The 12266-nt window shown below is 75.9% G+C and carries 12 protein-coding genes; 5 read left to right on the plus strand and 7 right to left on the minus strand.

Features of this window, described 5'->3' with window-relative positions; translation table 11 throughout:
• Positions 1–97: 97 nt before the first annotated feature.
• Positions 98–523, minus strand: coding sequence for a hypothetical protein (locus CLT72_RS08560; RefSeq protein WP_088999889.1), 426 nt, complete (start codon positions 521–523; stop codon positions 98–100).
• Positions 524–529: 6 nt separating this feature from the next.
• Here CLT72_RS08560 and CLT72_RS08565 point away from each other — a divergent pair, with 6 nt between their 5' ends.
• Both CLT72_RS08565 and CLT72_RS08570 read left to right on the plus strand, forming a co-directional pair.
• The gene (locus CLT72_RS08565) at positions 530–1144 is read left to right on the plus strand and encodes a sigma factor-like helix-turn-helix DNA-binding protein (RefSeq protein WP_101410621.1); all 615 of its coding nucleotides are present in this window, start codon (positions 530–532) and stop codon (positions 1142–1144) included.
• Between the two features lie 292 nt (positions 1145–1436).
• Positions 1437–2960 carry a cellulose binding domain-containing protein gene (locus CLT72_RS08570; protein WP_101415039.1) on the plus strand — a complete coding sequence of 508 codons (1524 nt, stop codon included), beginning with the start codon at positions 1437–1439 and terminating at the stop codon, positions 2958–2960.
• Positions 2961–3044: 84 nt separating this feature from the next.
• Here CLT72_RS08570 and CLT72_RS08575 read toward each other — a convergent pair whose 3' ends face one another.
• Positions 3045–3620, minus strand: a complete 576-nt coding sequence (locus tag CLT72_RS08575) for a GNAT family N-acetyltransferase (RefSeq protein ID WP_101410623.1) — start codon at positions 3618–3620, stop codon at positions 3045–3047.
• 82 nt (positions 3621–3702) lie between these two features.
• On the opposite strand from CLT72_RS08575, the gene CLT72_RS08580 reads away from it, so the two are divergent.
• Genes CLT72_RS08580 through CLT72_RS08590 form a run of 3 tightly spaced genes read left to right on the plus strand, consistent with a single transcriptional unit; the run spans position 3703 to position 7174 of the window.
• Complete coding sequence (locus CLT72_RS08580; RefSeq protein WP_088999887.1) at positions 3703–4227, plus strand: PadR family transcriptional regulator; 525 nt, start codon at positions 3703–3705, stop codon at positions 4225–4227.
• Positions 4224–4904 (plus strand): ABC transporter ATP-binding protein, encoded by a 681-nt coding sequence (locus CLT72_RS08585; RefSeq protein ID WP_088999886.1) that lies wholly within the window; start codon positions 4224–4226, stop codon positions 4902–4904. Before CLT72_RS08580 ends, CLT72_RS08585 begins: the two co-directional genes overlap by 4 nt.
• Positions 4901–7174, plus strand: a complete 2274-nt coding sequence (locus CLT72_RS08590) for an ABC transporter permease (protein ID WP_199184523.1) — start codon at positions 4901–4903, stop codon at positions 7172–7174. Before CLT72_RS08585 ends, CLT72_RS08590 begins: the two co-directional genes overlap by 4 nt.
• Positions 7175–7201: 27 nt before the next feature.
• Here the strand turns inward: CLT72_RS08590 and CLT72_RS08595 are convergent, their stop codons facing one another.
• The 5 genes from CLT72_RS08595 to CLT72_RS08610 form a co-directional block, all read right to left on the minus strand.
• Positions 7202–8368 carry a (Fe-S)-binding protein gene (locus CLT72_RS08595; RefSeq protein ID WP_101410625.1) on the minus strand — a complete coding sequence of 389 codons (1167 nt, stop codon included), beginning with the start codon at positions 8366–8368 and terminating at the stop codon, positions 7202–7204.
• Positions 8365–9750, minus strand: a complete 1386-nt coding sequence (locus CLT72_RS08600; protein WP_101410627.1) for an FAD-linked oxidase C-terminal domain-containing protein — start codon at positions 9748–9750, stop codon at positions 8365–8367. Before CLT72_RS08600 ends, CLT72_RS08595 begins: the two co-directional genes overlap by 4 nt.
• 126 nt (positions 9751–9876) lie before the next feature.
• Positions 9877–10050 (minus strand): hypothetical protein, encoded by a 174-nt coding sequence (locus tag CLT72_RS31845; RefSeq protein ID WP_158241995.1) that lies wholly within the window; start codon positions 10048–10050, stop codon positions 9877–9879.
• Between the two features lie 90 nt (positions 10051–10140).
• Positions 10141–10962 (minus strand): sugar phosphate isomerase/epimerase family protein, encoded by an 822-nt coding sequence (locus CLT72_RS08605; RefSeq protein WP_250100906.1) that lies wholly within the window; start codon positions 10960–10962, stop codon positions 10141–10143.
• Positions 10963–11059: 97 nt separating this feature from the next.
• Positions 11060–12214 (minus strand): dihydrodipicolinate synthase family protein, encoded by a 1155-nt coding sequence (locus CLT72_RS08610; RefSeq protein ID WP_101410629.1) that lies wholly within the window; start codon positions 12212–12214, stop codon positions 11060–11062.
• Positions 12215–12266: the final 52 nt, after the last annotated feature.

Here is a 12266-nt window from a genome sequence, read left to right on the forward strand (position 1 = left end):
ACCGCCGCCCCGTGCGGTCGCGTGCGGTCGGCACCGCCGCACGACCCTGGGTGGAACGCGGAACGCCACCACAGACCCCTCGGACGGCACGGGCCGGTCAGGCGGCGGGGTCGGCGGCCAGGAGGTCGGCGTGCGCGGCGCGGAGCCGGGCGAGGCCGGGGTCGCTGCCCGGCGTGACCCGGCGGTCGAGCTCCGCCCAGACCTCGGCGAGGGCGGCGGTGACCGCGCGCAGCTCGGCGGCGTGCCGGTGGCTGCTGCGCCGGTGCGCCTCGTCGAGGCGCCGGGCCCAACCGGCCGTGACGGCGGCGAGGCGGTCGGTGTCGGCGCGGGCCTGGGCGGCGCTGCGGGCGGCCGCCGCGGGGACGATCGCGGCGACGGGTCGGGGGTCGCCGTCACGGGTGACGACGGTGACGGTGTCGGTCAGCTCGGCCAGCGCGACGAGTTGGGTGAGCCGGGTGCGCGCCTCGCGCAGCGGCACCGAGCGCGGCTGGTCGGTGTGCGGGGTGAGAGCGGGGACAGCCATGGATGGATGGTCACCCCCGGGTACGACATTTCCGCACGCCGACGGTCCAAGTTGGACGCGCGGATCGGAAACTGGCGCGAGCCGGGGCCCTCGCGACGGATACGCTGCCCGCCCGACGCCGCGCCACGAACCGGCGCGGCGGACGTGATCGACGCCATCGCCGAGCTGCCCCACCGCCAACGCACCGTAACCTACCTTCGGCACGTTCAGGGCTGGACCGTGCAGGAGGTCGCTGACCTACTCGACTGCGCTCCGGGCACAGTCTGGGCGCACACGAACCACGGCGTCGTAGGGGTTCGCCGACGGGTGGGCGAAGACGGCCACGTCTTCCCCGCCCGCCGCGCGCTCCCCTCCCGCGCGCACCCCGCCCTCGCCTCGATCCCTGGCCGCTGCCGCTACCGCCGCCGCAGTTATCTCCTGCCCCTACTGAGCGGCCTCTGTGCGGTGCTCCTGCTCGTGAACCTCACATGCCCCGCTGTGCGGGCCGGGATGCCATGGCAGGAAGTGGGCGCGGTCGCGCTGATCCCGCTCATCCTTGTAACGGCGGTCGTTCTCCTCGTTGTGGCGGAGGTCGTTCGCCTCGGTGTCAGGTGGTGGCGGCACCGGTCCCGGCGATATTGATCGCTCCCTGGGCTCCATCGGGTCGCCGTTCCAGACGCCGCCGGCGACCCGGCAGCCACTGAGCCGCCGCTCCGGCGCCGCGGACGCTGCTCGGCTAGCCCCGCCGCCGCTAGGTGCCCGCACGGCCGAAAGGCGGGGCACCGGCGGCCGGGCGCCGACGCGGCAGTCGAGGCGCGGTGGAAGTCCGGGCGGATGCCTGGACAATTACAGTTAACAATCCTAATAATTGTCCATCCGTCGATCCGACGGCCCTCGTAACCGGGAGGTCCGGATGCGTCGCCCTGCCCGAAACCTGCTGCTGGCCGCCGTCGCGGCCCTCGCTACCGTCACGGCCACCACGCTGACCCTGGCCGCGCCGGCCCGCGCCGCCGGCCCGACCGCCACCTTCGTCAAGACCGCCGACTGGGGCACCGGATGGGAGGGCCGCTACACCGTCACCAACGGCGGCCCGGGCACCATCACCGGCTGGCAGGTCGCCTTCACCCTGCCCACGGGCACCACGCTCGGCTCCTACTGGGACGCCACCGTGAGCAGCTCCGGCCAGCGGCACACCTTCACCAACCGCTCGTGGAACGGCACCGTGGCCCCCGGCGCCTCGGTGTCGTTCGGCTTCCTCGCCACGGGAGCCGGCACCCCGACCGACTGCACGCTCAACGGCGCGCCGTGCTCCGGCGGGACGCCCACCAGCCCGCCGACCACCGCGCCGCCGACCAGCGCCCCACCCACCACGGCACCGCCGACGACCGCACCGCCCACGACGCCGCCGCCCACCACTCCCCCGCCCGGCGGGCTGCCCCGGCACGCGCTGATCGGCTACCTGCACGCCAGCTTCGCCAACGGCTCGGGCTACCTGCGGATGGCCGACGTGCCCGCCGACTGGGACATCGTCAACCTCGCCTTCGGTGAGCCCACCACGGTCACCTCCGGCGACATCCGCTTCCAGCTCTGCCCGCCCAGCGAGTGCCCGGGCGTCGAGACCGAGGCCGAGTTCGTCGCGGCGATCCGCGCCAAGCAGGCGCAGGGCAAGAAGGTGCTGCTCTCCATCGGCGGGCAGAACGGCCAGGTCCAGCTCACCACGACCGCCGCCCGGGACACCTTCGTCCGGTCGGTGTCGGCCATCATCGACCGGTACGGCCTCAACGGGCTCGACATCGACTTCGAGGGGCACTCGCTCTACCTCGACGCCGGCGACACCGACTTCCGCAACCCGACCACGCCGGTGATCGTCAACCTGATCTCCGCGATCCGCAGCCTCAAGCAGCGGTACGGAGCGGGCTTCGTGCTCACCATGGCGCCGGAGACGTTCTTCGTCCAGCTCGGCTACCAGTTCTACGGCTCGGGCCCGTGGGGCGGGCAGGACCCGCGCGCTGGGTCGTACCTGCCCGTGATCCACGCGCTGCGCAACGACCTCACCGTGCTGCACGTGCAGGACTACAACTCCGGGCCGATCATGGGGCTCGACAACCAGTACCACACCATGGGCAGCGCGGACTTCCACGTCGCGATGACCGACATGCTGCTCGCCGGCTTCCCCGTCGCCGGCAACCCGGACCGCTTCTTCCCGGCGCTGCGCGAGGACCAGGTGGCCTTCGGCGCGCCCTCCTCCCCCAGCGCCGGCAACGGCTACCTCGCCCCCGCCGGGGTGCAGGCCGCGGTGACCTGCCTGGTGAAGGGGCAGGGTTGCGGCCCGTACGTCCCGCGCAGCGGCACCAACCCGGCCTTCCGGGGCCTGATGACCTGGTCGATCAACTGGGACCGGTTCTACGCCTGGGAGTTCCGCCTCAGCCACGGCCCGTTCCTGCGGTCGCTGTCCTGATCGGACGCCGCCTCCCTGGGCACCCGGTCCGGCCGCACGGGCGCGTACACGCCGCTCGTGGCGGCGCCGGACCGGGTGCCCCGCTCATCCGGCGCGGTGCCCGCCGGCGTCCGGCCGGACGCCGCGCCACTCGGGGGCCAGCACCGACCACACCTCGATGTCGATGCGCCCGGCCGGCCCCGGGTAGACCTCGCGCAGCGTCCCGTCGAGGCGCATGCCCAGCCGCCGGGCGGTGGCGATGCTGCGGGCGTTGTCCGCCTTGGTGCGCCACTCGACCCGGTGGATGCCGCGCTCGCGTACCGCCCAGTCGACGATCCGGCCGACCGCCCGGGTGACCAGACCGTGCCCCTCCCCCGCGGGCTCCAGCCAGCAGCCGGCCTCGCAGACGCCCGATGCGGTGTCGAACGCGACGAACATGACCCCGCCGACCAGCTCGCCCCGCCGCCAGATGCCCCAGATGCCGCCGGCGTCGCGTGCCCACCGGTCCGCGTAGCCCTGGAGCACGGCCCGGGCGGAGTCGAGGTCGCCGACGACGAACGAGGGCGACACCCAGGGCGCGATGTGCGCGCGGGCCCGGTCGAGGTGGGCGAGGAACTCCCCGGCCCGCCAGGGCTCCAGGGGACGCAGCTCGGCGTCCTCGGTCAGGGGCAGGGCGAACACGGTGACCTCCCGGTGCAGAGACGGTGAGCGGGCACTGTACCGGTATACACGCGAGGTATACGCGGTGTGTATAGTCCCCCGCATGTCGATCGGACAGACCTTCCTCGGCCTCCTGGAGGCCACCCCCCGCCACGGCTACGACATCAAACGCCTCTACGACGAGCGCTTCGGTCACGCCCGCCCGCTCGCGTACGGGCAGGTCTACGCCACCCTCTCCCGGCTGCTGCGCGGCGGCCTGGTCGAGGTGGACGCGGTCGAGCCGGGCGAGGGCCCGGAGCGCAAGCGGTACGCGATCACCGAGGCCGGCGTCACGGACGTGGCGCAGTGGCTGGCCCGGGCCGAGAAACCCGAGCCGTACCTGCAGAGCACCCTCTACACCAAGGTGGTGCTGGCCCTGCTGACCGGCCGCCCGGCCGCCGACGTGCTCGACGTGCAGCGCTCCGAGCACCTGCGGATGATGCGCGAGCTGACCCGCCGCAAGCGCGACGGCGACCTCGCCGAGCAACTGGTCTGCGACCACGCCCTGTTCCACCTCGAGGCGGACCTACGTTGGCTGGAGCTGACCGCCGCCCGCCTCGACGAGCTGGCCGCGACGGTGCGGTCGTGAGCGCCCCGCTGCTGCTCGCCGAGGACCTGCACCGCTCGTTCGGGCCGACCCGGGCGCTCGCCGGCGCCAGCCTGCGCGTGCACCCCGGCGAGGTGCTGGCCCTGATGGGCTCGTCGGGCTCCGGCAAGTCCACCCTGCTGCACTGCCTCGCCGGCATCACCCGGCCCGACTCCGGCCGCGTGTGCTACGCCGGCCGCGACCTCGGCGCCCTCAGCGACGCCGAACGCAGCGCGCTGCGCCGGGAGGAGTTCGGCTTCGTCTTCCAGTTCGGTCAGCTCGTGCCGGAGCTGACCTGCCTGGAGAACGTCGCGCTGCCGCTGCGGCTGGCCCGGGTCGGCCGCCGCGAGGCGGAGCGGCGGGCCGCCGAGTGGCTGGAGCGCCTGGAGGTCGCCGAGGTGGCCGGCAAGCGGCCCGGCGAGGTCTCCGGCGGGCAGGGGCAGCGGGTGGCGGTCGCCCGGGCGCTGGTCACCCGGCCACGGGTCGTCTTCGCCGACGAGCCGACTGGTGCCCTCGACTCGCTCAACGGCGAGCGGGTCATGCGGCTGCTCACCGCCGCCGCCCGGGACACCGGGGCGGCCGTGGTGCTGGTGACCCACGAGGCGCGGGTCGCCGCGTACTCCGATCGGGAGGTCGTGGTCCGCGACGGGCGCACCCGGGACCTGGAGGTCGCGGCGTGACCCGGCTGCGCGACCGCGTGGCCGACCTGGTCATGGGCGCCCGGATGGCCTTCACCGGCGGCCGGGACGGCTGGCTGCGGGCGGTGCTCACCGCCGTCGGCGTCGGCGTGGGGGTGGCGATGCTGCTGCTCGCCGCCGCGGTGCCCGGCGCGCTGGACGCCCGGCAGGCACGCGGCGACGCCCGCGACGACCTGCGGATGGGCGAGCGGATCCCGGCCGCCGCGAACACCCTGCTGATCCGCCAGACCGACACCGAGTTCCGGGGGCGGCCGGTGCGCGGCCGGGTCCTGCGGCCCGAGGGACCGGCCGCGCCGGTCCCGCCGGGGGTGGCGGCGCTGCCCCGCGCCGGCGAGGTGCTGGTCTCCCCCGCCCTGCGCGACCTGCTCGACTCCGCCGACGGCGCGCTGTTCGCCCCCCGCCTCGGCGGGGCCACGGTCACCGGCGTCATCGCCGACGACGGGCTGGCGGGTCCGCGCGAGCTGGCCTACTACCTGGGTAGCGGCACCCTCACGGCCGACGACGCGATCCGGCTGGACGCCTTCGGCGGCGGACTGCCCGGCGAGGCCTTCGACCCGGTGCTGATGGTGCTGGTGGTCGTCATCTTCGTGGTCCTGCTGCTGCCCATCGCGGTCTTCCTCGCCGCCGCCGTGCGCTTCGGCGGCGAGCGGCGCGACCGGCGACTGGCCGCGCTGCGGCTCGTCGGCGCCGACGCCGCGATGGTCCGCCGGATCGCCGCCGGGGAGGCCGCCGCCGGCGCGCTGCTCGGGGTCGCGGCCGGCGGCCTGCTCTTCGCGCTCGGCCGGCAGGTGGTGCCGCTGGTCACCCTCATGGACCTGAGCGTGTACGCCGCCGACGTGCGCCCGCCGCTGCCGCTGGTCACCGCCGTCGTGGTGGCGGTGCCGGCGCTCGCCGTCGTCGTGACGCTGGTGTCGATGCGCGCCGTGCTGATCGAGCCGCTCGGGGTGACCCGGCGCGCCACGCCGGTGCGCCGCCGGCTGGTGTGGCGGCTGCTGCTGCCGGCCGCCGGGATCGGGCTGCTGCTGGCCGGCGCCGCCGGGGTCGCGCCGCTGGGCAGCGAGCGGCAAACGGCGGCCGGAGCCGTGCTGCTGCTGGTCGGCGTGGTCACCCTGCTGCCCTGGCTCACCGACCTGCTGGTACGCCGGCTGCGCGGCGGCCCCGTCGCGTGGCAGCTCGCGGTGCGCCGCCTCCAGCTCGACAGCGCCGCCTCGGCGCGGCTGGTCAACGGCATCGCCGTCGCCGTGGCGGGCACCATCGGGTTGCAGATGCTCTTCGCCGGCGTCGCCGGACGGTTCACCTTCGACACCGGGCAGGACACCTCCCGGGCCCAGGTGCAGGTGCAGCTCTCCGGGCGGCCGGACGCGCCGGTGACCCTGGACCGGCTGGCCGACGTGCCCGGGGTGACCGCCAGCACCGCCATCCTCATCACCTCGATCACGGCCGACGACGCGTACGGCACGCTGCGGATCGGCGACTGCGCGGCGCTGGCCGAGTTCGCCCGGCTCGACCGGTGCGCCGACGGCGACGTGTTCCTGGTGCGTGATCCCGAGGGTCAGCCGGCCGGCGTGGGGCCGGGCGCCACGGTGGCGGTCGCGGACACCGAGGGCGTGACCTGGCGAATTCCCCGCACCGCGCGGGAGGCGCCGGTGCGCGCCGATCCGTCCGGCTACCGGCAGGGCGGGGTGCTGGTCACTCCCGGCGCGGTCGACGCCGCCCGGCTCGGGCCGCTGCGCGCCGAGGCGTACCTGCGCCTCGCCGCCGACCAGCCGGACGCGGTGGAGCACGTCCGCAACGCCGCCCTCGGGGCCGACCCGTACGCCTCGGTGCTGACGCTGACCGAGACCCGGCAGGCCAACCAGTTCGTCAACGTCCAGCGCGGCCTGTACGTCGGCGCGGTGGTCACCCTGCTGCTGATCGCGGCCAGCATGCTCGTCGGCGTGCTGGAGCAGCTGCGCGAGCGCCGCCGGCTGCTGGCGATGCTGGTGGCGGTGGGCACCCGCCGCTCCACGCTGAGCTGGTCGGTGCTGTGGCAGAGCGCCGTGCCGGTGGTGATCGGGCTCGCCCTGGCGGTCGCGTTCGGTCTCGGCCTCGGCGCGGTGCTGCTGCGGATGGTGCAGCTGCCGGTCACCGTCGCCTGGCCAGCCCTGGGCATCTCCACCGGCCTCGGGGCGGCGGTGGTGCTGCTGGTCACCGGGCTCAGTCTGCCGGCGCTGTGGCGGCTGACCCGCCCGGACAGCATGCGCACCGAGTGAGGCGGTGCCCCCGGCCGGCGTGACCGCTCAGGCGGGCGGCGTCGGCGACTGCACGCGGGCGAGCAGCTCGGCGAGGTGCACGGCCCGTACGGCGGACCGACGTCGGCGCAGCCCGGTGCGCAACTGACGCAGGCAGCCGGGGTTGACCGTCACCACGAGGTCCACCCCGGCGGCCTCGATCTCGTCGAGCTTCGCGTCCAGGATCCGCCGCGACTCCTTCGGCCGCAGCAGCGAGTACGTGCCGGCCGCCCCGCAGCAGATGGCCGCCGAGGGCAGCTCCACGTAGTCGGCGACCTGGCGCAGCAGCGCCCGGGGTTCGGCGAAGACGCCGAGGCCGTTGCGCAGGTGGCAGGAGTCCTGGAGGGCCACCCGGGCGCGCCGGCCGTCGACGCGCAGTTCGGTGCCGGTGGGCCGGCCGGCGAGCCAGGTGGACAGCTCGCGTACCCGGTCGGCGCCGAGCACGGAGGCGAGGTGCGCGGCGCAGCCGCCGGAAGTGGTGACGATCGTGCCGGGCAGGTCCTCGCCGAGGCGCTCGGCCAGCCGCTCGCCGCCGGCCAGGTCGCCGTTGTGCGCGTGCAGCGCGCCGCAGCAGCCCTGCGCGGTGGGGACGGCCAGCTCGGGGGCGAGCGCGTGCGCGGCCCGGCTCACCGACGGGTAGAGCCCCCGCTCCACACACCCCAGCATGAGCTGCGCCTCCCGGCCGCCCGGAGTGGCGTCACTGGGGACAGCAGTCGGCGCGGCCGACACGGTCGGGGCCGGCGCGGGCGGGACCGGGGCGTTCGACGCGGTCCGGGTCGGGGTGGCGGCCCGGCCCCCGGCGGCGCGGCGGAGGAGGCCCGAGAGCCGCAGCAGCCAGCGCTGCTCGACGAGCAGCATCAGCGCCCGGGCCACCGGCGGCCGCCGCCAGCCCCGCCACTGGTGCACCCGCCACTGCTCCAGCAGGCTGCCGTACTCGACACCCGCCGGGCAGACCGGCTCGCAGGCCCGGCAGCCCAGGCAGAACGAGGACTGCTCGGCCAGGGTGGCGTCGTCCGGGGGCAGGGAGCCGTCCTGCAAGGCGCGCATCAGGGTGATCCGGCCGCGCGGCGAGGACGCCTCGTCGCCGGTCATCGCGTACGTGGGGCAGGCCGGCAGGCAGAACCCGCAGGAGATGCAGCGCGACAGCTGCTCCGGGTCGAACACGTCGCCCGTCATGATCCCAGCTTTCCGGGGTTGAGGATGCCCGCCGGGTCGAAGGCCGTCTTGATCCGCCGCAGCAGGGCGAGCTGATCGTCGCCGAGGCGGGCGGCGAGGAACGGAAGCTTCGCCGCCCCCACCCCGTGCTCGCCGGTGATGGTGCCGCCGAGGTCGATGGCGGCGGCGAAGACGTCGGCGAAGGCCGCCTCGGCCCGGCGTACCGCCTCATGGTCCTCGGCCGAGTCGAGCACGCAGGTGGGGTGCAGGTTGCCGTCGCCGGCGTGGCCGAAGGTGGCGATGGCGACGCCGTGCCGGGCGGCGATGGCGTCGATGCGGTCGACCATCTCGGCGATCCGCGGCCGAGGCACGGTCGCGTCCTCCAGGATCGTCACCCCGCCCCGGCGCGACAGCGCCGGCAGCGCGCAGCGGCGGGCGGCCAGCAGCGCCTCGGCCTGGGCGACCTCGCGGGCCGTGGTGACCTCCACGGCGCCGGCCTCGACGCAGGCCGCGCCGATCCGGTCGAGGTGGGCGGCGACCAGGTCGGGCGGGCCGTCGTCGCCGAAGAGCAGCAGCGCGCCGGCGTCGGCACGCAGCCCCAGGTGGGCGAAGTCCTCCACGGCCGCGATGCAGGCCCGGTCGAGGAACTCCAGCGTCGCCGGCACCACACCGGCGCGGATCACCCGGGCGACGGCCTCCCCCGCGTCGGCCAGCGTCGGGAAGTACGCGACCCCGGTGTTCGCCGACGCCGGGGCGGGCAGCAGCGCCACGGTGGCCTCGGTGATCACGGCGAGGGTGCCCTCGGAGCCGGTGAGCAGCCGGGTCAGGTCGTAGCCGGCGACGTCCTTCCACAGCCGCCCGCCGGTGCGGATCACCTCGCCGGTGGGCAGCACCGCCTCCAGGCCCAGCACGTAGTTGCGGGTCACGCCGTACTTCAGGCCGCGCAGCCCGCCCGCGCAGGTGGCGATGGTGCCGCCGACGGTGGCGACGGTGCGGCTGCCCGGGTCGGGCGCCCAGAGCAGCCCCCGCGCGGCGGCGGCGTCGGCCAGGGCGGCGCTGGTCACGCCCGGTTGCACCCGGGCCAGCAGCTCGTCGGCGCTGACCTCCAGGATGGTCGTGAGCCGGGTCAGCACCAGCACGATCCCGCCGCGCAGCGGCACGGTCGCGGCGCACAGGTTGGAGCCGGCGCCGCGCGGCACCACGGGCACCCGGTGCCGGGTGGCGAGCGCCAGCACGGCGGAGACCTCGGCGGTGTCGGCCGGGAAGACCACCACGTCCGGCCGGTGGGAGAACAGCGGCGTCGCGTCCCGCGCGTACGCCACGAGGTCACCGGCCGCGTCGTGCACGTGCGAGGGGCCGACGATGCCGCGCAGCTCGGCGAGGACGGTCGCGGACAGCGCCATGCCCACCCTTCCCGGCGCAACGGTCGCGCCTGTAGGTTTTTGCCGGCTCTCGACCGGCTGTCTGGCGACAGTTTTCACCGATCATAGAGAGCCGGACGGGTGGCGTGAAGACGGCGCCCCGGGTCGTCAGCCCGGCGGCAGGTGTTCGCACAGCGCGGCGGACTCGGCCGCCGTGGGGAAGGACGGGTTGGCGCCCTGCGGCTGCCGCAGCACCTCCGCCCCGGCCAGCCGGGCGTCGGCCCGCAGCAGCTCCCAGGGCACCCGGTGCGCGGCGTCGAGGACCGTCAGGTCCAGCGGCACCGACCAGGGCGCCGAGGTGCACCCGCCGGTCGGTCACCCCCTCATCCCCGCCCGGATCCCGGCCGGCCGCCCGACCGGCCGGGAGCGTCCTCAGGCGACGTGGCGCAGGTATCCCGCGACCGAGGCGTCCAGCACCTCCCGACCCGGCCGGTCCCACACCTCGGCCGAGAAGACCTCCACCTCGACCGGCCCGGAGTAGCCGGCCGCGTCGACGGCCTCCCGCAGCCGGCGCAGCTCGATGCAGCCGTCACCGGGCAGGGCCCGGCCGAGCAGCACCCCCTCGGGCAGCGGCGTCACCCAGTCGCACACCTGGAACGCGGCGATCCGCGCCCCGGCCCGGGCGATCTGCGCGTACACGGTGTCGTCCCACCACACGTGGTAGGCGTCGACGACGACCCCGACCACGCCCGGGTCGAACCGTTCGGCGATGTCGAGCGCCTGGCCGAGGGTGGACACCACGCAGCGGTCGGCGCAGAACATCGGGTGCAGCGGCTCGATCGCCAGCGTCACCCCCGCCGCGGCGGCGTGCGGCGCCAGCTCGGCGATCGCGTCGGCCACCCGGTGGCGGGCGCCGTCGACGTCCCGGCTGCCCGCCGGCAGACCGCCGGAGACCAGCACGAGGACCGAGGTGCCGAGGGTGGCGGCCTCCTCGATGGCCCGCAGGTTCTCCTCCCGCCAGCCGTCGGCGGTGAAGAAGCCGCCCCGGCACAGGGACGTCACCTCGAGGCCGGCGTCGCGGACCAGCTTCGCGGCGCGCGCCAGCCCGTACGCGGCGACCGGCTCCCGCCACAGCCCGATGCCCGGCACGCGGGCGGCGACGCAGCCGGCGACCACCTCGGGCAGCGGCCAGTGCTGCGACGTGGCCTGGTTGAACGAGAACCGCCGCAGGGCGTCCGCGCCGCCTCGCCGCACCGCGCCACCTCCGTCCGCGGGACTCGCAGGACCGGCGCTCACTGGGCCCTCTCCGTTCGCGACTGCGGGGCTCGCAGGACCGGCTCACTCCTCGCGCTCACTGGTCCACCCCCGCCACGGCGAACAGCGCCCGGGCGCGGGCCGCCGCCAGTTCCGCGTCGGGCAGCAGCCCGGCGGCGTCGGCGAGGGTGAGCAGGGTGCCCAGGTGCGCCGGCGAGCGCCCGGACTGGGCCCCGCCGACCATCGTGAAGTGGTCCTGGTGCCCGGCCAGCCAGGCCAGGAGGACGATCCCCGTCTTGTAGTGCCAGGTGGGGGCCGCGAAGACGTGCCGGGCCAGGGGCACCGTCGGCGCGAAGATCGCGTCGTACGACGCCAGGTCACCCCGGTCCAGCGCCGCGAGCGCCGCGGCGGCGGCCGGCGCGATGGCGGCGAACACCCCGAGCAGCGCGTCGGAGTGTCCGCCCGCGTCGCCCCGGATCAGCTCCGGGTAGTGGAAGTCGTCGCCCGTGTAGAGGCGCACCCCGGCCGGCAGCCGGCGGCGCAACGCCACCTCGCGGTCGGCGTCCAGCAGGGAGACCTTGATCCCGTCCACCCGGGTGTCGTGGGCCTTGATCAGCTCGACCACGGCGTCGGCGGCCGCGTCGAGGTCGGTCGAGCCCCAGTAGCCCGCCAGCGCCGGATCGAACATCGGACCGAGCCAGTGCAGCACCACCGGCTCGTCGGCGGCGCTCAGCAGCTCGTCGTACACCCGCAGGTAGTCCTCCGGGCCCCGGGCGGCGGCGGCCAGGTGACGGCTGCACATGAGCACCGGGCGGGCGCCGGCGGCCCGCACGTCGTCGAGCTGCTCGCGGTAGGCGCGGGCGACCTCGGCCAGCCCTGCCGGACCGGGCGGGAGCTGGTCCGTGCCCACCCCGGCGACGATCCGCCCGCCCACCGCGCGGGCCTCGGCGGCGCTGCGCCGGATCAGCTCGCGGGTGGCCGGGTAGTCCAGGCCCATGCCGCGCTGCGCGGTGTCCATCGCCTCGGCCACCCCGAAGCCGTACGACCACAGGTGGTGCCGGAAGGCCAGGGTGCGCTCCCAGTCGAGCACCGCCGGGGCGCCCGGGACGTTCTCGGCCGTCGGATCGGCCACCACGTGCGCGGCGGCGTACGCGATCCGGCTGGTCGGCGGCCCCACGGGGCGCGGAAAGCCGGCGCCGCCGCGCAGCCGGTACCGCCGCCCGCCGGGAAGCACCACGTCGGCCGCGCGCACCGGCCCGCCGCGCGTTCGCGACTGCGGGGCTCGCAACCCCGGCTCGTTCCTC

Source organism: Micromonospora sp. CNZ309 (genome assembly GCF_002846525.1).